The sequence below is a fragment of the Micromonospora sp. NPDC000316 genome (assembly GCF_042898885.1).
GTDB lineage: Bacteria > Actinomycetota > Actinomycetes > Mycobacteriales > Micromonosporaceae > Micromonospora.
On the sequence record NZ_JBIAZG010000006.1, the window covers coordinates 68156 to 88349 of the forward strand.

The 20194-nt window shown below is 71.3% G+C and carries 21 protein-coding genes; 10 read left to right on the forward strand and 11 right to left on the reverse strand.

Features of this window, described 5'->3' with window-relative positions; translation table 11 throughout:
* Nucleotides 1-72: 72 nt before the first annotated feature.
* Together fabG and ACFY2Q_RS15165 are read right to left on the reverse strand one after the other, a co-directional pair.
* On the reverse strand, nucleotides 73-831 hold the full coding sequence (fabG, locus tag ACFY2Q_RS15160; RefSeq protein WP_387130497.1) for a 3-oxoacyl-ACP reductase FabG: 759 nt from the start codon (nucleotides 829-831) through the stop codon (nucleotides 73-75).
* A gap of 42 nt (nucleotides 832-873) precedes the next feature.
* On the reverse strand, nucleotides 874-2526 hold the full coding sequence (locus tag ACFY2Q_RS15165) for an alpha-amylase family protein (protein WP_387130927.1): 1653 nt from the start codon (nucleotides 2524-2526) through the stop codon (nucleotides 874-876).
* Nucleotides 2527-2606: 80 nt separating this feature from the next.
* On the opposite strand from ACFY2Q_RS15165, the gene ACFY2Q_RS15170 reads away from it, so the two are divergent.
* Nucleotides 2607-3221, forward strand: a complete 615-nt coding sequence (locus tag ACFY2Q_RS15170) for a DUF1349 domain-containing protein (RefSeq protein WP_387130499.1) — start codon at nucleotides 2607-2609, stop codon at nucleotides 3219-3221.
* A gap of 86 nt (nucleotides 3222-3307) precedes the next feature.
* Complete coding sequence (locus tag ACFY2Q_RS15175; RefSeq protein ID WP_387130501.1) at nucleotides 3308-3979, forward strand: DedA family protein; 672 nt, start codon at nucleotides 3308-3310, stop codon at nucleotides 3977-3979.
* A gap of 35 nt (nucleotides 3980-4014) precedes the next feature.
* Here ACFY2Q_RS15175 and ACFY2Q_RS15180 read toward each other — a convergent pair whose 3' ends face one another.
* The 3 genes from ACFY2Q_RS15180 to ACFY2Q_RS15190 all read right to left on the reverse strand — a co-directional run bounded on the left by ACFY2Q_RS15180 (nucleotide 4015) and on the right by ACFY2Q_RS15190 (nucleotide 6687).
* A complete protein-coding gene (locus ACFY2Q_RS15180) occupies nucleotides 4015-5433 on the reverse strand; it encodes a chitinase (RefSeq protein WP_387130503.1) in 1419 nt (472 codons plus the stop codon).
* Between the two features lie 131 nt (nucleotides 5434-5564).
* Nucleotides 5565-6293: a YidC/Oxa1 family membrane protein insertase gene (locus ACFY2Q_RS15185; protein ID WP_387130505.1), complete on the reverse strand. Its 729-nt coding sequence runs from the start codon at nucleotides 6291-6293 to the stop codon at nucleotides 5565-5567.
* Between the two features lie 100 nt (nucleotides 6294-6393).
* Nucleotides 6394-6687: a DUF6412 domain-containing protein gene (locus ACFY2Q_RS15190; RefSeq protein WP_387130507.1), complete on the reverse strand. Its 294-nt coding sequence runs from the start codon at nucleotides 6685-6687 to the stop codon at nucleotides 6394-6396.
* A gap of 228 nt (nucleotides 6688-6915) precedes the next feature.
* Between ACFY2Q_RS15190 and ACFY2Q_RS15195 the strand changes: the two genes are divergently transcribed.
* The 3 genes from ACFY2Q_RS15195 (at nucleotide 6916) to ACFY2Q_RS15205 (ending at nucleotide 10509) form a co-directional block, all read left to right on the forward strand.
* Nucleotides 6916-8064 (forward strand): glutamate--cysteine ligase, encoded by a 1149-nt coding sequence (locus ACFY2Q_RS15195; RefSeq protein WP_387130509.1) that lies wholly within the window; start codon nucleotides 6916-6918, stop codon nucleotides 8062-8064.
* A 12-nt stretch (nucleotides 8065-8076) separates the two neighbouring features.
* On the forward strand, nucleotides 8077-9456 hold the full coding sequence (locus ACFY2Q_RS15200; RefSeq protein WP_387130511.1) for an FAD-dependent oxidoreductase: 1380 nt from the start codon (nucleotides 8077-8079) through the stop codon (nucleotides 9454-9456).
* 69 nt (nucleotides 9457-9525) lie between these two features.
* On the forward strand, nucleotides 9526-10509 hold the full coding sequence (locus tag ACFY2Q_RS15205; RefSeq protein ID WP_387130929.1) for a LacI family DNA-binding transcriptional regulator: 984 nt from the start codon (nucleotides 9526-9528) through the stop codon (nucleotides 10507-10509).
* Nucleotides 10510-10705: 196 nt separating this feature from the next.
* Here the strand turns inward: ACFY2Q_RS15205 and ACFY2Q_RS15210 are convergent, their stop codons facing one another.
* From ACFY2Q_RS15210 to ACFY2Q_RS15220, 3 genes are all read right to left on the reverse strand, one after another.
* Nucleotides 10706-11659 carry a carbohydrate kinase gene (locus ACFY2Q_RS15210; RefSeq protein ID WP_387130513.1) on the reverse strand — a complete coding sequence of 318 codons (954 nt, stop codon included), beginning with the start codon at nucleotides 11657-11659 and terminating at the stop codon, nucleotides 10706-10708.
* Nucleotides 11656-12921 carry an AGE family epimerase/isomerase gene (locus tag ACFY2Q_RS15215; protein WP_387130515.1) on the reverse strand — a complete coding sequence of 422 codons (1266 nt, stop codon included), beginning with the start codon at nucleotides 12919-12921 and terminating at the stop codon, nucleotides 11656-11658. Before ACFY2Q_RS15215 ends, ACFY2Q_RS15210 begins: the two co-directional genes overlap by 4 nt.
* A gap of 241 nt (nucleotides 12922-13162) precedes the next feature.
* On the reverse strand, nucleotides 13163-14032 hold the full coding sequence (locus ACFY2Q_RS15220) for a phosphotransferase (RefSeq protein WP_387130517.1): 870 nt from the start codon (nucleotides 14030-14032) through the stop codon (nucleotides 13163-13165).
* Nucleotides 14033-14121: 89 nt separating this feature from the next.
* On the opposite strand from ACFY2Q_RS15220, the gene ACFY2Q_RS15225 reads away from it, so the two are divergent.
* The 3 genes from ACFY2Q_RS15225 to ACFY2Q_RS15235 are packed head-to-tail and all read left to right on the forward strand — an operon-like array spanning nucleotide 14122 to nucleotide 16461.
* Nucleotides 14122-14898: a hypothetical protein gene (locus ACFY2Q_RS15225; RefSeq protein WP_387130519.1), complete on the forward strand. Its 777-nt coding sequence runs from the start codon at nucleotides 14122-14124 to the stop codon at nucleotides 14896-14898.
* A 54-nt stretch (nucleotides 14899-14952) separates the two neighbouring features.
* Nucleotides 14953-15558: a YdeI family protein gene (locus ACFY2Q_RS15230; protein ID WP_387130521.1), complete on the forward strand. Its 606-nt coding sequence runs from the start codon at nucleotides 14953-14955 to the stop codon at nucleotides 15556-15558.
* Nucleotides 15559-15594: 36 nt separating this feature from the next.
* Nucleotides 15595-16461 (forward strand): aminoglycoside phosphotransferase family protein, encoded by an 867-nt coding sequence (locus ACFY2Q_RS15235; protein WP_387130523.1) that lies wholly within the window; start codon nucleotides 15595-15597, stop codon nucleotides 16459-16461.
* Between the two features lie 81 nt (nucleotides 16462-16542).
* Here ACFY2Q_RS15235 and ACFY2Q_RS15240 read toward each other — a convergent pair whose 3' ends face one another.
* The 3 genes from ACFY2Q_RS15240 to ACFY2Q_RS15250 form a co-directional block, all read right to left on the reverse strand.
* Nucleotides 16543-17352 (reverse strand): Fpg/Nei family DNA glycosylase, encoded by an 810-nt coding sequence (locus ACFY2Q_RS15240; RefSeq protein ID WP_387130525.1) that lies wholly within the window; start codon nucleotides 17350-17352, stop codon nucleotides 16543-16545.
* Nucleotides 17353-17431: 79 nt separating this feature from the next.
* Nucleotides 17432-17647 carry a DUF397 domain-containing protein gene (locus tag ACFY2Q_RS15245; RefSeq protein WP_387130931.1) on the reverse strand — a complete coding sequence of 72 codons (216 nt, stop codon included), beginning with the start codon at nucleotides 17645-17647 and terminating at the stop codon, nucleotides 17432-17434.
* Complete coding sequence (locus tag ACFY2Q_RS15250) at nucleotides 17643-18530, reverse strand: helix-turn-helix domain-containing protein (RefSeq protein ID WP_387130527.1); 888 nt, start codon at nucleotides 18528-18530, stop codon at nucleotides 17643-17645. Before ACFY2Q_RS15250 ends, ACFY2Q_RS15245 begins: the two co-directional genes overlap by 5 nt.
* Before the next feature lie 426 nt (nucleotides 18531-18956).
* Between ACFY2Q_RS15250 and ACFY2Q_RS15255 the strand changes: the two genes are divergently transcribed.
* Complete coding sequence (locus ACFY2Q_RS15255) at nucleotides 18957-19187, forward strand: hypothetical protein (protein ID WP_387130529.1); 231 nt, start codon at nucleotides 18957-18959, stop codon at nucleotides 19185-19187.
* A gap of 132 nt (nucleotides 19188-19319) precedes the next feature.
* Complete coding sequence (locus tag ACFY2Q_RS15260) at nucleotides 19320-20150, forward strand: thrombospondin (RefSeq protein ID WP_387130531.1); 831 nt, start codon at nucleotides 19320-19322, stop codon at nucleotides 20148-20150.
* Nucleotides 20151-20194 lie beyond the last annotated feature (44 nt).

Consider the following 20194-nt stretch of genomic DNA (forward strand, 5'->3'; position numbering starts at 1 on the left):
GCGAAGACCGCACAACGACCGCGCGAACGGGGACGCTCCCTGGTGGATGGAGCGCCCCCGTCGGCGAGACGATCAGGCCCGCGGGCCGCCAGCGACGTAGATGACCTGGCCGGAGACGAACCCCGCGCCCTCGCTGGTCAGGAACGAGATGGTGTGCGCGACGTCCTCCGGTAGGCCCGGACGGCGTACAGGGATCTCGGCGGCAGCGTGCTGCTTGAACGCCTCGAAGTCGACCTTCATCCGGGCGGCGGTGGCCGCGGTCATGTCGGTGACGATGAAGCCGGGGGCGACCGCGTTGGCGGTCACCCCGAACGGCCCCAACTCGATGGCGAGGGTCTTGGTGAAGCCCTGCAGGCCCGCCTTGGCGGCGGCGTAGTTGGCCTGGCCCCGGTTGCCAAGCGCGGAGGTGCTGGAGAGGTTGACGATCCGCCCCCACTTGCGCTCCACCATGTGCTTCTGCGCGGCCTGGCTGAACAGGAACGCGCCGCGCAGGTGTACGCCCATGACCGTGTCCCAGTCGGCGTTCGTCATCTTGAACAGCAGGTTGTCGCGGAGCACGCCGGCGTTGTTGACAAGCACGGTGGGCGCGCCCAGGTCGGTGGCGACCCGTTCGACGGCCGCCTCGACCTGCGCCCGGTCGGACACGTCGGCGCCCACACCGAGGGCACGGCCGCCCGCGCCCGCGATGGCGTCCACCGTCTCCTTGGTGGCCGCCTCGTCGATGTCGACGACAGCGACGGCCATGCCGTCGGCGGCCAGCCGCCGGGCGGTGGCCGCACCGATACCGCGTGCGGCTCCGGTGACGATGGCGACGCGGGGCTCCTCCGACATGACTACCTCCGGGTAACTTGGGGTGATCGGAGGAGCTTAGCGTCAGAACCCCCGACCCCGGCATAGGCGAATCCACCGGTATCCGTGCCCGGAGACCTTGACCGCGCCGAGCTTGCCCAACTCGCCGTAGCCACGGTCGGAGAGCACGTCGATCGGCATGTCGGCCTCCGGTTCGAGGCTGCTCAGGTCCACCTCGACGTCGTCCGTGCCGAGGTTGTGCACGAACACCATGGTCCCGGTCGGCCCGTCCGCCCGGTGCGCCAGCACGCCGGCCGGCATCGCCACGTCGATGTGGGTGGTCGACCCGGAGCCGATCTCCGGCGCCTCCCGCAGCGTCCGGATCATGCGCTCGAACCAGGCCAGCAGCGACTTGGTGTCGCTGCGCGCGGCCGTGACGTTGACCTTCTGGTAGCCGAACTCACCCTTGTCGATGACCGGGCGGACCAACTTCTCCGGGTCCGCCGTGGAGAAGCCGGCGTTCGCGGCGTACGACCACTGCATCGGCGTACGGATCGCCTCCCGACCGGGCAGCGACAGGTCCTCGCCCATCCCGATCTCCTCGCCGTAGCGCAGCACCGGAGTGCCGCGCATGGAGAACTGGAGGGCGTACGCCAGCTCGATGTGCCGCCGATCGTTGCCCAGCATCGGGGCGAGCCGGCGACGGATGCCCCTGTCGTAGATGCGCATGTTCTCGTCGGGGCCGAACTGCGCGTACACCTGGTTGCGTTGTTCGGTGGTCAACCGGGACAGGTCGATCTCGTCGTGATTGCGCAGGAAGGTGGCCCACTGCCCGCCGACCGGCAGCTTCGGGGTGTCGTGCAGCGCGTCGATCAGCGGCTCCGGGTCCTGCCGGGCCAGGGCGAGCATGAGCCGACCGTTGAGCATGAAGTCGAAGAGCATGTGGATGCGGTTGCCGGAGCCGCTGCTGTCGCCGAAGAACGTCGGCAGTTCGTCGGGCTCGACGTTCGCCTCGGCCAGCAGGACGGCGTCGCCGCGCCTCCACTGCACGTGCTGGCGCATCTCGGTGAGGAACTCGAAGTCCTTTGGCGAGTTCGGGTTGCCCGGTTCGGTCAGCTCGATGATGAACGGCACGGCGTCCATCCGGAAGCCTGAGACACCGAGCTGGAGCCAGAACGACATGATCTTCTTGACCTCGGCGCGGACCTGCGGGTTGGCCATGTTGAGGTCCGGCTGGAACTTGTAGAACCGGTGGTAGAACCAGGCCTTGGCGGTGCGGTCGTAGCTCCAGGTCTCGCGCTGTTCCCCGGGGAAGACCATGCCCTGGTGCCTGTCGTCCGGCTCGGTGTCGGACCAGACGAACCAGTCACGGTACGGCGAGTCCGGTGAGGAGCGTGCGGACTGGAACCACGGGTGCTCGTCGGAGGTGTGGTTGACCACCAGGTCGATGATCACGCGGATGCCCCGGTTCTGCGCCTGGTGCAGCAGTTCGGCGAAGTCGCCGAGGGTGCCGAAGCGCGGGTCCACGTTGTAGAAGTCGGTGACGTCGTAGCCGTCGTCGCGGTTGGGTGACGGGTGGATCGGGTGCAGCCACAGGCAGGTCACGCCCAGCCGGGCCAGATAGTCCAACTGGCCGATCAATCCACGGATGTCACCGACCCCGTCACCGTCGGAGTCGGCGTACGTGTCGATGTCGAGGCAGTAAACAACGGCTTCGGAATACCAACGGTCACCCATGCCGTACGAACATTTCCGGTTGATCATCGCGGCAAACCCGGCCGTCGGGGCTGGCCCGCTCCGGCGGTACCGTTCGGGGCATGGAGATCAGCCTCGTACCGCCGAGCGAACCGCTGGACTGGGCCCGGGGCACCTGGCTGCGTCAGCCGGTGCGCGTCGAGCACGGCCCGGCCGGGGAGCTGGTGGTCGAGCCGGCGGCGGAGAGCGACCTCTGGCGGCGTACCAGCTACGGCTTCGTACACGACGACGCCCCGGCCCTGCTGGCGCCGCTGCCGGTCGGCAGCGCCATGGAGGTGAGCTTCGCCCTCGATCTGAGCGAGCAGTTCGACCAGGCCGGCGTGCTGGTGCGGGCGGACGAGCGGACCTGGACCAAGGCCGGCGTCGAGATGAGCGACGGCGATCTGCAACTCGGCGCGGTGGTGACGCGGGAGTTCTCCGATTGGTCGGTGGCCCCGGTGCCGCAGTGGGCGGGCCGGGAGGTCACGATCCGGGTCAGCCGGGCCGGCGACGCGCTGACCGTGCGCGCCCGGGTGGACGACGAGCCGTGGCGGCTGGTCCGGCTGACGCCGCTGGACCCGACGGCACAGGTCACGGCCGGCCCGTTCTGCTGCGCGCCGTCGCGGGCCGGGCTCACCGTGCGGTTCAGCGGCTGGCGACAGGGGCCGGCGGACACGGCGGTGCACCCGGAGCACTGACCGCCGCGTCCCGCCGGGTGTGTGTGCGTCGCCCGCCAGTGGGTATGAGGGTCTGATCCCCCCTCACCGGCGCGGAAGGACGACCAATGGCTTACGCCCAGGCTGGCGACCCGTCCGAGTTCACCGGGTTGACCGGCTGGGTGGCCATGGTGATCGAGGCGATGGGTCCGCTCGGCGTGGCCCTGCTGGTGGCCCTGGAGAGCATCATCCCGCCCATCCCCAGCGAGATCGTGCTGGCGATGGCCGGCTTCCTGGCCCACGAGGGCCAGTTCAACGTCTTCCTGGTGGTGCTGACCGCGACGGTCGGTTCGCTTGTGGGCGCGCTGGCGCTCTACTGGTTGGGCGCGGCGCTGGGCGAGGAGCGGCTCAAGCGGTGGCTGGATCACATTCCGCTTGTGGACCGCGACGACCTGGAGAGGGCCGACCGCTGGTTCGAGCGGCACGGCAGGTGGGCGGTGCTCATCGGCCGGGTGGTGCCTGTGGTCCGCAGCCTGGTCTCCGTTCCGGCCGGGGCCAACCGGATGCCGCTGGGCGAGTTCATCCTGCTCACCACGATCGGCAGCGGCGTGTGGAACGGCCTGGTCGTCGGCGCCGGATACCTGTTGGGCAGCCGCTGGCAGGACGTCGGGCGGTACAGCGACTGGTTCAACTACGCCATCATCGCGGTCTTCGTCGTCATGCTGGCGAGCTGGGCCCTCCGTAAGATCCGCCGCCGCCGGGAGCGCGACGACCGGCGGTCGGTGACCGCCGGTCGTTGATCCGCGTCCCGGTCAGCCGGGCGGTTGGCGACGACTCAGGGCAGGGTGTCCAGGTGCGGGGCCACCGTGCGGGCGAAGCCGTTGCCGTTGCTGACGTCCCAGTTCACCGACCAGGTCATCGCACCCCGGATGCCGGGGTAGGTGCGCGGCGGCCGGAAGCTGCCGCAGTTGGTGCCCCGGGCGAGACAATCCAGGGCCGCGTTGACCACGCTGGGCGCGACGATGCCGCCACCGGCCGCACCGGGGCCCGCGGGTAGGCCGAGACCGACCTGGTCGGGGCGCAGCCCAGCCTCCAGTTGGATGCAGGCCAGCGCGACGATGAAGTTCACAGTGCCCTGGGAGTACGCGGCGTTCTGGTCGCAGCCGAGCATCGCACCGGAGTTGTAGAACTGGGTGTTGACGACGGTGAGGATGTCCTTGATGTCCAGGGCCAGCTTGAAGTAGCCGCTGGCCGGGGACTGCATGTCGATCGTCTGCGGGGCCATCGCGATGATCAGGCCGGCGCCGACCTTGGCCCGCAGCGCTCGCAGCGCCTGCGCCATGTAGGTCGGGTTGAGCCCGTTCTCCAGGTCGATGTCGATGCCGTCGAAGCCGTAACGGGCGATAAGCGCGGCGGCGGTGTCGGCGAACACGGTGGCCGACGCCGCGTCGTTGACAGTGACCCGGCCGGCCTCGCCCCCGACGGAGAGGATCACCCGCTGGCCGCGGCTGTGCAGCGTACGCACGTCGGCGGTGAAGTCCGCGTCGGTGTAGCCGCCGAGCGCGGCGGAGAGCCCGGGGTCGACGCCGAAGGTGAGCGCGCCCGGTGTGGCGGTGGCCTCGGCGAAGGCGACCGCGACCAGGTCGTACTGGATCGGGACGTCGCGCAGTCGCAGCTCGACGGCGGGGTTGTCGAAGTTGTGCCAGTAGCCGGTGAGCAGGTGCTTCGGCAACCCGCCGGTCGGCGGTGCCGTGGTCGGGGGCGCTGTGGTGGGGGGTGCCGTGGTCGGGGGCGCTGTGGTGGGGGGTGCCGTGGTCGGCGGCGCTGTGGTGGGGGGCGCTGTGGTCGGTGGGGTGCCGCCGCCGCAGGGTGCCCCGTTGAGTTGGCAGCCGGTCGGCGAGCCGGAGCCGCTGGCCAGGAAGCCGAAGGAGACCGACGCACCGGGGGCGATGCTGCCGTTCCAGGAGCGGTTGGTGAAGGTGTGCCGCTGGCCGGCGGAGGTGAGCAACGCGTCCCAGTAGCTGCCCAGGGTGGTGCCGGACGGCAGGTCGAAGACGAGGTTCCAACCGTTTATGGTCGAGCCGCCGCCGTTGGTGATCGTGTACTTCCCCTCCCAGCCGGCACCCCACTCGGCGGTCTTGACGAAGCTGGCGGTTGCTCCGGCGGCGAACGCGGGCAGCGCGACCCAGGCCGCGCCGAGCGTCGCGGCGAGTGCGGTGACGAGGGACAGGACAAGGGATCTGGCAGGCTTCATGCGGCCCTCCACGCCCGATTGGGCATCCATGGATGTCAACGTAGGCGCTAATTATTAAGACAGTTAACTGTTCCTGTCCAGAGGGGCACTGCCGACGGCCCCTGCCCGATCGCGGGCAGGGGCCGTCCCCGCTACGCGGCCTGCGGACGCCGGAGCACCACCTGCTCCAGCGCCGACCAGGCGGTAGTGGTCAGCAGATAGATCACCGCGGCGAGCGGCAGCACAAGCGCCACCAGCACGGTCGTGAACGGCAGCAGGGGCAGCAGCCGGCCGAGCGTCGCGGCACCCGGCCCCTCGGTGGGCGTACCGGCCACCGTCCCGACCGCCGCCGACGCCCGACGGGCACGCCGCGACGACCACCACGCCACCACCAGCAGCAGGACCAGCAGGACGCCGAAGAGCGGGCCGGCCGCCCCGGACAACCCGTCACTGACATGGTGGCCGAGCGGCACCCCGGCCAGCCGCTCGGTCAGCAGGCCGGTGCCGCCCTCACTGGTGCCGAAGAGCCGGTACAGGACGAGCAGGAACGGCGCCTGGATCAGCAGCGGCAGGCAGCCCGCGATCGGGTTGGCGCCGGCCGACCGATACAGCGCGAACACCTCACCCTGAAGCTTCGCGGGGTCGTTCGCGTACCGCCGCTGAAGGTCGCGGACCTGTGGAGCGAGCGCCGCGCGGCGCCGCTCCCCGCGGACCTGCGCCACGGTCAGCGGGGAGATCAGTAACCGCACGGCGATGGTGAACAGGACGATGGCGGCGGCGGTCGCCATGCCGCCGGCAAGCGGTTCGAGCAGATCGGTGAGCCAGGACAGCGCGGCGCCGGCCGCGCCGACGACGCTGTGCAGTGGTGCGAAGGCGAGCATGGGAAACCCCTCGGTCCGATTCCGGTGGGGTCCTCCCCCGGCGGCGTCCGCCGGGCGGAAGGACCGGTGACGGCGGGATCGGCCGCGCGGCGGTGTGGCGCTACGCGGCCGAGGGGTGACCGGGTGCGCGAGGTCGGGGTCGCCCGGCGGCGTCCGGGTCGATCTGACGGGGCATCCGGCGGCCGCGGGAGCGGGCCCGCAGCCCGGCCCAGCGGCGCGCGAAGCCCGGCCCTCCGGAGGGGCCGGGCACCCGCGCCGCGAGCAGCGCGGTGAACAGCACCAGGGCGGTCAGCGCGGCACCCGCCAGCATGTCGGTCGGGCGTTCCGCGAGCAGGGTGAGCTGGGTGAACGCGGACATCCACTCCACCCAGAGGAACCCCAGCGGTGCCGGCACGGGCTCAGCATAGGACCCGGTGTCACTCCGGTCGGCCAAACGGCGACGAGCGCTCGGACGCCCACGGGCAGGCGGTGTGCGCTCAGGTCCCGACGCAGGAGCCCGGGCGGGCCGACACGCGGGGCGACGCGCCGTTTGCCACGTTTCCCGGCGTCACCACGGTGGGTAACCAAGCGACTGACCGACGCGGATCGACCGCGAACGGCTGGAACGGACGGTGGTGTCGCGATGACGGGCCAGGTGACGGAGGCGCCCAGCGGGACGGCCGCGGGGACCGAGTTGCTCACCGTGGGTGTCGAGGAGGAGTTCCTGCTCGTCGACCCGCACACCGGGGCCGCGGTCCCCGCCGTCGACCTCGTGCTGGAGCAGGTGCCGGCGGAGTTGCGCGGGCAGGTGGAGCGGGAGTTCCAGACCAGCCAGATCGAGATCGGCAGCCCGCCCGGTCTGGAGCTGTCCTCGATCCGGCACTCCCTCGGCGTACTGCGCAGCGCGCTCGCGGACGCCGCCGAGCGGGCGGGCGTACGGCTGCTGGCCATCGGCACCGGGCCGGTCGACGGGCCGGTGCCGCCGGTGGTGGACAAGCCGCGCTTCGACCGGATGATCGAACGGTTCCGGCTGCTCGTTCCCGGCCCGGGAAACAACGGCATGCACGTGCACGTGGGCGTCCCCGACCCGGAGACCGGCGTACAGGTGCTCAACCACGTCCGGCCGTGGCTGCCGATGCTGCACGCGATCACCACCAACTCCCCGTTCGCTAGGGGTGAGGACACCGGCTATGCCAGTTGGCGTTCGGTGGAGTGGGAGCGCTGGCCGTCGGTGGCGCCGACGCCCTGGCTGGAGTCGCACGAGCACTACCAGCGGCTGATCCGCCAACTGATCGCCAGCGGGGTGATGCTCGACGAGGGGATGCTCTACTGGTACGCCCGGCTGTCGGCGAAGTACCCCACCGTGGAGCTGCGGATCGGCGACGTCTGCCCGTCAGTGGACGACGCCGTGCTTGTCGCCGCGCTGGTCCGTGCTCTGGTGGCCACCGCCATGGCCGACGTCGACGCCGACCGCCCGGCCCTACAGACCGATCACCACCTGCTCGTCGGCGCGCACTGGCGGGCCGCCCACGACGGCCTGGAAGGCCAGGGCGTCGACGTGACCACCGGGGAGTTGCGCCCGGCGTGGGAACTGCTGGACCGGTTCGTGGAGCGGATGCGCCCGGCCCTGGAGCAGCACGGCGACTGGGCCGAGGTGACCGACCTGCTGGGCGGGCTGCGCCGGCATGGCACGGGCGCGGCCCGGCAGCGGGCGGTGTTCGCCCGCACCGGGCGGCTCGTCGACGTGGTGCAGGACGTGGCGCGACAGACCCGTGGCTCAGGATCTTCGTGACAGGATGTTCACGTGGCGCAACGATTGATAGTCATCGGCGGGGACGCCGCCGGCATGTCGGCGGCATCCCAGGCCCGACGCCGCCGGGACCACACCGACCTGGAGATCGTTGTCTTTGAGCGGGGGCACTTCACGTCCTACTCGGCGTGCGGCATCCCCTACTGGATCAGCGGTCAGGTGGCCGGCCCGGATGAGCTGATCGCGCGGACCCCGGAGACGTTCCGCTCGAAGTTCGCCATGGACGTGCGGATGCGCCACGAGGTGACCGCCATCGACCTGGAACGCCGCGAGGTCGTCGCACGGGACCTGGACGGCGGCGGCGAGGTCCGCGAGCCCTTCGACGAGCTGATGTACGCGGCCGGCGCGGTGCCGGTGAAGCCACCGTGGGCGCAGACCGACGCGGGTGGCGTGTTCGGCATGCAGACCCTCGACGACGGAGCCGCGCTGCGCGACTGGCTGGATGCCGCGCCGCAGCCGCGGCGGGCAGTGGTGGTCGGCGGCGGATACATCGGCGTCGAGATGGCCGAGGCGCTTATCCAACGCGGCCTGGGCGTCACCCTGGTCGAAGCGTCCGACCAGGCCATGTCGACCGTGGATGGCGACATGGCCGAGCTGGTCGTCGAGGCGATGCGCGGCCTGGGCGTCACGATCCGCACCGGCCTCAAGGTGACCGGCCTGGAACAGCAGGACGGCCGGGTGTCCGCGGTCGTCACCGCCGAGGGGCCGATTCCGACCGACGTCGTGGTCCTTGGCCTCGGTGTACGCCCCAACGCCGCGCTCGCCGAGGCTGCCGGGCTGCCGATCGGCCCGACCGGCGGGATCCGGGTGGACCGCCGCATGCGGGTGCCGGGGCTGCGCGGGGTCTGGGCGGCCGGCGACTGCGTGGAGACGCTGCACCGGGTCAGCGGGATGCCCGTGCACGTGCCGCTGGGCACGCACGCCAACAAGCAGGGCCGGGTGGCCGGAATCAACATCGGCGGCGGGTACGCCACCTTCACCGGCGTGATCGGCACAGCCGTGACGAAGGTCTGCGACCTGGAGGTGGGCCGGACCGGCCTCCGTGAACGGGACGCCACCGAAGCCGGTTTCGACTTCATCTCGGTGATCGCCGAGTCGACCAGCCGCGCGGGCTACTACCCCGGCGCCCGGCCGATGACCGTCAAGCTGATCGCCGAACGACCCAGCGGCCGGTTGCTCGGCGCGCAGATAGTCGGCTGGTCCGAGGCGGCCAAACGGATCGACACGCTAGCCGTTGCGCTGTGGAACGGCATGACAGTGGATGACATGACGGCACTGGACCTGGGCTACGCTCCGCCGTACGCGCCGGTCTGGGATCCGGTGTTGATCGCCGCCCGAAAGGCGGTCGACGCGCTCGCCGCCGTCGACCGCTGACCCGCGCCCGCCGTGGAGGACCACCCCGTGACCCAGACCCCCACCCGGCCGACCGCGCGCCGCCCGACGATGGTCGACGTCGCCCGGCACGCCGGGGTCAGCCTGAAGACGGTCTCCCGGGTCGTCAACGACGAGCCGGTGGGTCAGGAACTGCTCGGGCGTGTGCTGGCCGCCATCACCGAGCTGGGTTTCCGGCGCAACGACATCGCCCGCAACCTGCGCTCCCGGCAGCTCAACGCCACCGTCGGGCTGCTCATCGAGGAGATCGCCAACCCGTTCTACGCCACAATCGCCAGCGTCGCCGCCGAGATCGCCGCCGCGCACGGCACCATGTTGATCACCGCCTCGTCCGAGGAGGATCCGGAGCGGGAACGCGCCGTACTCCAGGATTTCACCCAACGCCGGGTCGACGGGCTGCTCGTGGTGCCGGCCGGCCCCGACCACTCGTTCCTGCGCCGCGAGGTCGAGCTGGGCGTGCCTGTGGTCTTCCTGGACCGGCCCCCGCAGGGGCTGCTCGCCGACGCCGTGCTGTTGGACAACCGCGGTGGCGGCCGGGCCGGGGTCGCCGCGCTGCTCGACGAGGGGCACCGGCGGGTAGGCCTCCTGCTCGGCGCGCCAAGCGTGTCCACCATGCGCGAGCGGCTGACCGGCGCACGGGCGGCGCTGGCCGACGCCGGAGTCGACCCGGACGAGTCGCTGCTCCGCGACCGGCTCATCGCGCCGGAGGATGCCGCCCGCGCGGTCGCCACGCTGCTCGACCTTCCCGACCCGCCCACCGCGTTCTTCTGCGGCAACAACCGGCTCACCGTCGGCGCGCTTCAGGAGCTGCACCGTCGGGGTAGCGACGCGGCGCTTGTCGGCTTCGACGACTTCGAGTTGGCCCACCTGATGCCCCGGCCGTTGACGGTCGTCGCGTACGACACGAGGGAGTTGGCGAGGGTCGCCACCGAGCGCCTCTTCCAACGGATAGCCGGCGACGACTCCCCACCAGCGACAACAGTGCTCCCCACCCGGCTACTCCGCCGCGGCCTACCAACCCAGCCACCCCCCTAACCACCCCCCCACCCCACCCCGCGAGCCGCCCCACCCCGCCCCCGCGATCTTGCACTTTCGGTCGCCTATTGGCGTTGAATGCACCATTTGCCGGGGCAGAAAGTGCAAGATCGCGGGGCGAGAGTGGCGGGGCCGGGGCGCGGGGCGGGGCCGGGGCAGGAGCGAGGGCGGGGCAGGAGCGAGGGCGGGGGCGGGGTTAGGGCGTGGGGTGGAGGAGGGTTTCTACCTCGGTGCGGCGGGGTGGGTCGGCGCCACGGCGGGCGCAGGTCAGTGCGGCCACCGTCGCGGCCTGGCGGAGCACCGCATTCCACTGCGGCTCGGTTACGGCGGCGAGTCGGTCGGCCGTGCGGTCACCGAGCGCGTCGAGGTCGGCAAGCGCGGCCAGCAGGCCGCCGGTGAACGAGTCGCCGGCGCCGACGGTGTCGACCACTGTGGTGCGTACCGCTGGTTGCTCGTGCAGTGAGCCGTCCGGGGCGAGCAGCCAGGCGCCGTCCCCTCCCCGGGTCACCACCGCGCAGGACACCCCGGCCTCGCGCCATTCGGCCATCACGTCGGCCACCGAGCGGTCCGGGTGGAGCCAGGCCAGGTCCTCGTCGCTGGCCTTGACCAGGTGGGCGAGGCTCACCTGCCGGCGTACTCGCGCCTGCTCCGCCGCCCGGTCCGTGACGATGCTCGGGCGGAGGTTGAGGTCGATCGAGATGGTGATCGCGTCCCGCTTGCGTTCGCGGGCGAGCAGATCTTCCAGGACCTGCGCGCCGGGTGCCAGCGCGAGCGCGAGCGACCCGGTGTGTAGGGCGGTCGCCGGTGTCCCGGTCAGGTCGGGCAACTCCTGCGGCGTCCACTGCCAGTCGGCGGCACCGGCCAGCCGGAACTCGTAGCTGGCCTGCCCGGCGGCGTTCAGGGTGGCGACCGCGACCGAGGTGGGCTGCTCAGCGCGGACCGCCCAGGCCAGGTCCACCCGGTTGGCGCTGAGGTGCTCGGTGAGCTGACGGCCGTACTCGTCGGTGCCGATCCGGGCCAGCAGGCGTGTCGGCTGGTCGAGCCGGGCCAGGGTGACCGCGACGTTCGCGGGCGACCCGCCCGGCACCGCCCGTTGCCCGTCGGCGGTGACCACCAGGTCGATGAGGGCTTCGCCCGCCACCACGATCATGCGGTCACCTCGCCCGGGTTGAGCGGGCCGGGGCCGCCGAGCCCGTCGGCGGAACGGGACAGCAGCACCGCCTGGTACGCGTGGTAGACGTCCGGTCGGCCGTGCCACACCGTGTCCGAGGGCAGGTTCTGCGCGTCCAGTTCGTGCCGCCACCCGGTGGCGTCGATGAGGTTGCGGCGGGCGTACGCCCAGAAGACCTGGAACCAGTCGGCGTAGACGGCGTCCCCGGTGCGTCGGTGCAGGGTGACCGCCGCGCCGATGGCCTCGGCCAGCACCCAGTGCATTCGGGAGCGGACCACCGGCCGGTCGTCCCAGTCGATCGTGTAGACGAAGCCGTCGGCGCCGTCGACCGCCCAGCCGCGTCGCACGGCGGCGGCGAACAGGGCGCGGGCGTCGGCGAGCAGCCAGCGGGGCGGTTGCGGCAGGACGGCCTCCAACTCCAGCAGCAGCCGGGCCCATTCCAGCCAGTGCCCGATCGTGGAGCCGTACGGCCGGAACTGGTCGGCGGGCTGGTCCCGGTTGTAGTCGGGCAGCGGCGTCCAGTCGGCGGTGAAGTGCTCGGGCAACCGCCAGTCGTGTCGGGCGGCTTCGCCGTGCACCAGGTGGGTGGCGATCCGCAGGGCGCGGTCCGCCCAGCTCGCGTCGCCGGTGGCGGCGTTCGCGGCGAGGAACGCCTCGACCATGTGCATGCTGCTGTTGGCGCCCCGGTAGTCCTCGGTGGCGGTCCAGTCGCGGTTCCACGATTCGCGGACCGCGCCGGCGTCGTCGTCCCAGAATCGGTCGAGCACCACGGCCAGTGCGTCGGCGAGCAGCTTGTCGGCGCCGGGTCGCCCGGCTCGGGCCGCGCCTGACGCGGCGAGCAGCACGAAGGCGTGGTCGTACCCGGCCTTGCGCTCGTTGATCGGCTCGCCCTGCTGGTCCACGGCAGCGAACCAACCGCCGTAGGTGTCGTCGCGCAGCAGCGTGCGCAGTGCCGTCACCCCGTGGTCGACAAGGGCGGCGGCGTCCGGGTCGCCGTTGCGGTAGGCGAGGGCGGCCACGTGGGTCATCCGGCAGGTGATCCACGTGAACAACGGTTCGTCGGGGTCGGGGGTGCGGTCGTCGGTAAGCCACCAGAAAGCGCCCTCGGGCCGGAGCGCGCTGCGGGCCGTGTCGAGCAGCGCGCGGGTCTGGTCGGCGAGGAACTCGTCGAGGTCGGGCAGGTCGGGTGACCCTGCCGGGGCGGGGGCAGTTTCGGCTGTGGATCGGGGCACGTCGGTCATCTCAGCTGCTCACCGCCGGGTAGGGAAGGGACATACGGCCAGGATGGGCGGACGAACCGGGTCCGCGCCGGAAAACGGCCACGGGCCGCCGCGATCCGGCTGGCCGGCCGGGTGCGTCGACGAGAAATGCGCGGGTACGGTTCATCACCTTTTGTCCGTTGACATCGTTGTCAGCTCTCAAGCCTGCTCCGCAGTCGGCTCGACTGTCAAATGCCCGTGCCCGAACGCGCCAACGCGTGGTTCACATGCTGCCGACGGAGCCCTTGCCCTCTGCCTGCAACAGGCGCAACGTGCGGTGGCCCTCGGCTTCGAACGCCTCGTCGCCCACCCGGTAGGCCCAGGTGACGGTGCCGATCGCCTGGCGGATCCGGCTGCGATACCAGGCGCCCGGCTCGCGAGGATCGGTCCCGTACCCGTCGAGGAAGGCCGCCTCCAGAGCCGGGTTACGCCGGAAGTCGCGGTCGGCCAGCCGGCCGAAGTCCGAGGCCGCGGGGTGCAGCGCGGCACGCCCGAAGTCGATGATGCTCACGGCGCTGTCATGAACGATCCAGTTCCGGGGCTGCCAGTCGCCGTGGGTGGGTACGAGGGTCGCGGGCGGCGTCGGCCAGCCGGCGATCTCGGCTCGCAATCGCTGCACGGTGCTCGGGGCGATTCGGTGTGGCCCACTGAGGGCCGTCAGCGACTTCTCGTTCTCGCTCTTCTCATAGTTGTCACCCCGGACGGCGGTCTGCGCGTGCAACAGGGCCAGCAGCTCGCCTGCCTGCCGATAGATGCCGGGGTCGTCGGCGTACGCGCTGCCGAGCACCAGTTCGCCCGGCAGGTATCGGGTGAGTAGCAGCTTCGCCTCTGCGCTGCCCCGCACGAGGGCCGGCGCACGACCCCTGTCGGTCCAGGGGCGCAGCCAGTGGCGGTGGGCGTGGAGTTCCCGCTGGATGTGATGGTCATCGTCGCCGCCCGCCTTGACGACGAATCGCGACCCGGCGTGGGTCATTTCGAGGACTGTGGTCGCCACAAGGCCCCAGCTGTGATCCTTCTCGACGGTCGCGCCCGGTAGCCACGTGTCGACAAGCGCCCGCTGCTGCGGCGAGAGGTTGTCGAGCGCGGAAGCCACGCCCGGCATGATACGAAGCGACCGACCGTGGCGGGGGGATCCGAGCTTCGGCCGCTGCGCGTCGATGGGTGATCTGCGACGATCGGGCCGTGCGCGTGACGATGGCGACCGATGCGGGGCACCCGGGGCGTTCCAATGAGGACTTTGCCGGTGCCGTTGCGTCGGGCCTGGTGCTTGTCGACGGCGCGGGCGGCATCGCCGGCGCCGACGAGGTCTGCAAACACGGCGTGGCCTGGTACGCCAGCCGCCTGGGCGGCGCCCTCCTGGGCGCGTTGTCGCTGGACCGGAGCCTGCGTGACGTGCTGGCCCAGAGCATCGAGCGGATCACCGACGAACACCGCGACACGTGCGACGTGGCCCATTCGATAAGCCCGCACGCGGCCGTCGCGATCCTCCGATGCGCCGACGGGCTCGTCGAGCACCTCGTCCTCGGTGACGCCGTGGTGCTCGTCGGCCGGGCCGGGAACGTGCCGCTCGTCGCCCACGACCCGCGTGAGGTGGTGATCGCCAGGTCCTTCGAGGCCCGGCTGAAGGGGCTCCGCGGGGGCAGCGACGAGTACCGGCGACTGCTGATGGAGTTGCGTGCCCGACGCAACAACCCGGGCGGCTTCTGGGTGGCCAAGGACGACCCGCGAGTGGTGGACGAGGCGATCTGCGGCAGTTGTCCGGCGGACGAGGTGACCACGGCAGCCCTGCTGAGCAACGGTGCGAGTCGACTCGTGGACACCTTCGGGCGTACCGACTGGGCCGGGCTGCTGCGATTGCTGGAATCCGACGGCCCCGCCGAGGTCATCCGCCTGGTCCGGGAGGTCGAGGCCCGCGACGGCGTCGCCGCCGACGACGCGACGATCATCGTCCGGAGCTGAACGTGCGACACGGAGCCGGGGCTGTTGTCGTAGTGCGGCGATAGCCTGCCGACCATGACGAGCGCCGAGCTGGATGAGCTGATCGTCGCGGACGGCGACGGGCTGCGCGCCTGGTTGTCGATCAACCACGCCACGTCGCCCGGCGTCTGGCTCGCCCTGACCAAAAAGGGCGGCACCGTTACCGCGCTGACCTGGCAGGATGCGGTCGACGAAGGCCTGTGTTTCGGCTGGATCGACGGGCAGGCACGCAAACGGGACGCGGAAACCTCCTGGATCCGGTTCACCCCGCGCCGCCCCCGCAGTTCCTGGTCCCAGATCAACGTCGCCCACGTGGCCCGGCTGGAGGCGCAGGGGCGAATGCAGCCCTCGGGCCGCGCCGCGGTGGAGGCCGCCAAGGCCGACGGACGGTGGGCCGCCGCCTACGCCCCACCGTCGACGGCCGAGGTCCCGGCCGACCTGCTCGCCGCCATCGCCGTCAACCCCGCCGCCCAGGCCATGTTCGACGTGCTCACCAAGACCAACCGCTTCGCCCTCATCCACCGGCTCAACGCCGTCAAACGGGCGGAGACCCGCGAGCGCAAGATCGGCGAGTACGTCGCCATGCTGGCCCGCCACGAGACGATCTACCCCCAGAAGGCAAAGCCTCCGACGACCCAGTGACCGTCGCCGCACCTGTCGATGCCCCAGGATGGCCGGATGGATCTGCCCGAAGGACTTGACTGGGTACGCGCGTCACCCGCCGGCCGGGCCTGGCTGGCCACGCTCCCGACCTGGCTGGCCGAGTGCGCCGAGCGGTGGTCACTGCGGCTCGGAAAACCCTTCGAGTACGCCCACGCCTCCCTCGCTGTGCCCGCCGACCTGGCGGACGGCACGGCGGCCGTGTTGAAACTCCAGTACCCGGACGACGACAGCCGGCACGAAGCCGACGCACTTGCCCACTGGGACGGCGACGGCGCAGTCCGGCTGCTCGCCCACGACCCGCACCGACGCGCCCTCCTTGTGGAACGCTGCCGACCCGGCACTGCCCTGCACCAGCTACCGATGGACAGGGCACTGGACGTGACGGTCGGCCTGCTGCCTCGACTCTGGCGATCGGCTGGCGAACCGTTCACCCCGCTGGCCGCCGAGGCCGCCGGCTGGATCGACCGGATGCCCGGCAACTGGGAGCGGGCCGGCCGGCCTTACCAGCGGCGACTCCTCGACGCCGCCCTCGACCTGCTCGGCGGTCTGTCGTCGAGCCAGGGCGAGCAGGTGCTGGTCAACCAGGACCTGCACGCCGGCAACGTCCTCGCCGCCGACCGGGAACCCTGGCTGGTGATCGACCCGAAGCCGCTAACCGGCGAACGGGAGTTCTCGGTGGTGCCGATGGTGCGCGGCCGGGAACTCGGCCACTCGCGGGCCGCTGTCCGGCACCGACTGGACCGACTCAGCGCCGAGCTGGAGCTCAACAGGGAGCGGGTCCGGGGCTGGACGATCGGGCAGACGCTGGCCTGGAGCATCGACGGCGAGGTCGTCCTTCCGCACCAGATCGAGGTGGTCCGCTGGCTGCTCGACGGCAGGTGACCGAGCGCCGGCGCGGGTCCAGCGCGATCAACCGCGCGGACGCGGTGCGATCATGCGGGGGCGGCGTGCGGCGCGGCGGGTTCAGCCGGCCTGGCAGGTGCGGCACCAGTAGAGGTTGCGGCCGGCCAGCTCGCCCCGGCTGACCTCGGTGCCGCAGATGTGGCAGGGCGCGCCGGGGCGGCGGTAGACGTACACCTCGCCGCCGTGCCGGTCCACCCGCGCCGGCCGGCCCATCGCCTCCGGCAGGTGCGCGTCGCGGACGGTGTCGATCCGACCGTGCGTGACCGCGAGTCGCATCAGCCCGACCAGGTCGGCCCAGAGCGCGTCCCAGCCGGAGCGGGTCAGCCCTCGACCGGGCATCGTCGGCGGCAACCCGGCCCGGAACAGCGCCTCGGTCACGAAGATCAACCCGGTGCCGGCCACCACCGACTGGTCCAGCAGCAACGCGGCGAGCGGCGTCGGACTGCGGCAGATCCTGGCGTACGCCCGCTCGGGGTCGGCGTCGCCGCGCAGCGGATCCGGCCCGAGCCGGCCTCGCAGCGCGGCGACCTCGGGCGGGGTGAGCAGCTCGCAGGCGGTGGGGCCGCGCAGGTCCAGCCAGTGCCTGTCGCTGGCCAACCGCAGCCGTAGCTGGCCGACGGGCTCCGGGGGCTCCCCCGGCCCGTCGGTGAACTTGCCATACAACCCAAGGTGTACGTGCAGGGTCAGCTCGCCGGCGTAGTGGTGCAGCAGGTGCTTGCCGTACGCCTCGGTGCTCTCCAGCATGGTGCCGGAGAGCCGCGCGGCGCCCTCGGCGAAGCGGCCCTGCGGGCTGCTGGCGTGCAGCTTGTCCCCGGCGAACAGCTCGGCGTGCCGGGCTGCCAGGCGATGAATCGTGTGTCCCTCTGGCACGGGGGCCAAGGATAGCCAGCCCGTTCGGAGCGGACGCCTGAGCTGCCTCAGCCCCGGCGCTGGCGCTGCCGCACGCCGGTCAGGGACGCGCTGTCGTCAGCCTCGGGTGCTGGCCCTGCACGCCGGTCACGAAGGCGGCCCAGGCGGCCGGGGCGAAGGCAAGCGTCGGGCCGGTCGGGGCCTTGCTGTCCCGGACGCCGACGACACCGGGAACGTTGTCGGCCACCTCGACGCAGTTGCCACCGCTCCCGCCGCTGCGGGTGCTCTTGCGCCAGACGGCACCGGCAAGGTCAATCATGATGCTCCTCGATGATCGAAGTGATCATTTTCTCTGATTCTGCCTCACTCGATGCGAGCGCTTCCAGATCAGACCAGACATGTTCGAACGCTGCCACCTCGGCCGGCTTGTCCAGGTAGAGCGCTCCGGTGATGTTCTCCAGATAGACGGTGGTCGGCTCGCTCGACGCCCGCCCGAGCGCCTGCGCAAAGCCCAGCAGGACGAACGTGCCCGTCTCGCTTGCCAGCGGCGGACCGGCGGCGAGCGGCAGCACGCGCAGGCTCACGGTCGGCAGGGTCGCCACGTCGAGCAGGTGCCGCAACTGCCCCACCATGGCCCGGCGGTCGGGGATCACGCGGCGGAGCACGGCCTCACTCAGGACGACCCGCAGCGTGGGTGCGGCGGGCAGCCGGCGAACGAGGATGCCCTGCCGTTGCAGCCGGACCTCCACAAGCTTTTCCCGGTCCTCCGCGCTCATGGTGGGGTTCTTCCTGCGGAACAGTTCGGTGGCGTACTCGCGGGTTTGCAGAAGCCCGGGGATTAGTTCCGCGTCATATTGGCGCAGCGCGACGGCGGACGATTCCAGACCGACATACAGCGAGAACCACGACGGGACGACATCACCGTAGGAATGCCACCACCCTGTGGCGCGAGTTTCCTTCGCGAGCCCGGCGACGATCTCTTTCATATCATCGGGGACGCGATAGAGAGCGCACATGGCACGCGCATCCACCACGCGCACCGGGACCAGCCCCTTCTCGATGCGCCACACCTTCTGCCGGGAGCAGTCCAGCGCTTCGGCTGCGGCTTCCAGCGTCACCGAGGCGGCCTCGCGAAGCTGTGTGAGCAGCCGCCCGAGCTGCCTCCGAGGCACCGTGGACCCGTTTGTTTCATCCGTCATGCAACACCGCCGCGCCCTTCCTGCAACACCGGGTGTTTCACCCCGCACATATTTTTAGTGCATTCATCGTGCGTCAATTCGGGTTGAGATTAGAACGGCTTGGCGTGTTGCACAAGGTGGCCAGCATGGAACACGCTGTCACGCGCCGGAGCCTCCCGTGCAGCGTCACCGGAAATAGCGTCGGCAATAGTCCACTGTCGCAGCCATCCGCGTTAGCGGGTCGGCTGTGGTGACGCCATTCCTGCGGAGGGACGACGCGGTGCGTGTGTCGTACAACGAATATCTCTTGGTCACCGCGCTGACCCTGGCACGCAGGCATCGACCGGTCTGGAGTTGGGCGCACTGGCGCATGATGTGCCGTTGCGGCGCCGAGTTGCCCTGCCGAGCCCGCCACCGCATCCCGATCAGCCGTGGGCACTGGCCGACGTGACCGAGCTGAAACCCGGCAGCCTGCTGCTTCTCGGCGAGGAGTGCTCGGTCCAGTTCGCCGGCGGGCGGGCGCTACGTCTGCGGCTGGTGAGTGTGGACGCTCGCCCGACGTACCCCGGTTGGGTCTGGTTGACCGGCTATGTCCTCGACGGCAAGGGTCTGGCCGTCGAGCGCCGAGAGGTGTACGTGCAACTGGCCGGAGTGCGCGTGCTCCCCACCGACCCGTGATCGACACGGGAGGGCATCGGCCGGCGTACCCGGCATTGGTGTCAGAAAACGCCCAGCGGGGTATTCCGGGGCGGTACCGCGTGGGTGCCACCCGATGCCGTCGGCCACCACGCATTCAACAGGAGGTGTGTAGTGGTCAAGATTCCTTCGCTGTCCGGCCGATCCGAGCCGGCGCCGACGCCGACGCAGGACGAAAACCTCGACGGCCGCGTTGACGGCCGCGACACCCCGGTCAACGACCGGGGGAACACGGTGATGACCGGTGGCCGGTCGAATGACGGCGGCACCGCCCGCCCGGTGGTCACGGACCGGGACGCCGACGATACGACGTACCGCAGCGCCGCAGTGCCAACCGACGAGGCCGGCGAGGCCGAGCGGCAGGCCGCCAAGCGGGCCGCGGTGGCCCGAGCCGCCACCACCCGGCCCACGGAGAGCGAGACCCGCCCCGTCACCACCACGCCTGTGGAGAGCGACAGCCGCTCCGCCACCACCACGGCGGTGGACAGCGAGACCCGCCCCACCCGAACGGCGGACAGCGTGACGGACCGTCCCGGACGACCGGCGGACAGCGTGACGGACCGTCCCGTCGACCCGACCGCCGACCGTCAGGTGGCCGAGCCGGCGGTGACGCGCGGCCCGAAGCCTCGGGCCAGCCTGCTCGCCACCCTCGGCCTGATCGTGGCCGTCGCCGGTGCGCTGTTCGTGCTGACCGGCACGTTGGCCGGCTACGGCATCGGGCTCGGCGCGTTCGGCGCGGTGCTCTCGGTGCTCGGCCTGATGGCCACCCGCCGCCGGCACGTCGCCGGCAAGACCGACGCGCTCTTCGGCGTGCTGATCGGGCTCGCGGCAGTGGTGATCGGCGTGCTGGCGATGACCGGTCAGTTCGACTGGCCGACCACCGACGGCGACTGGGTGCAGCGCTTCCGCGAGTGGCTTGACTCACAGTTTGTGGATCGTTTCTAGCGGGCACTGTTCGGCTCGCCGGCGGTGCGCCGGTGAAAGACCCG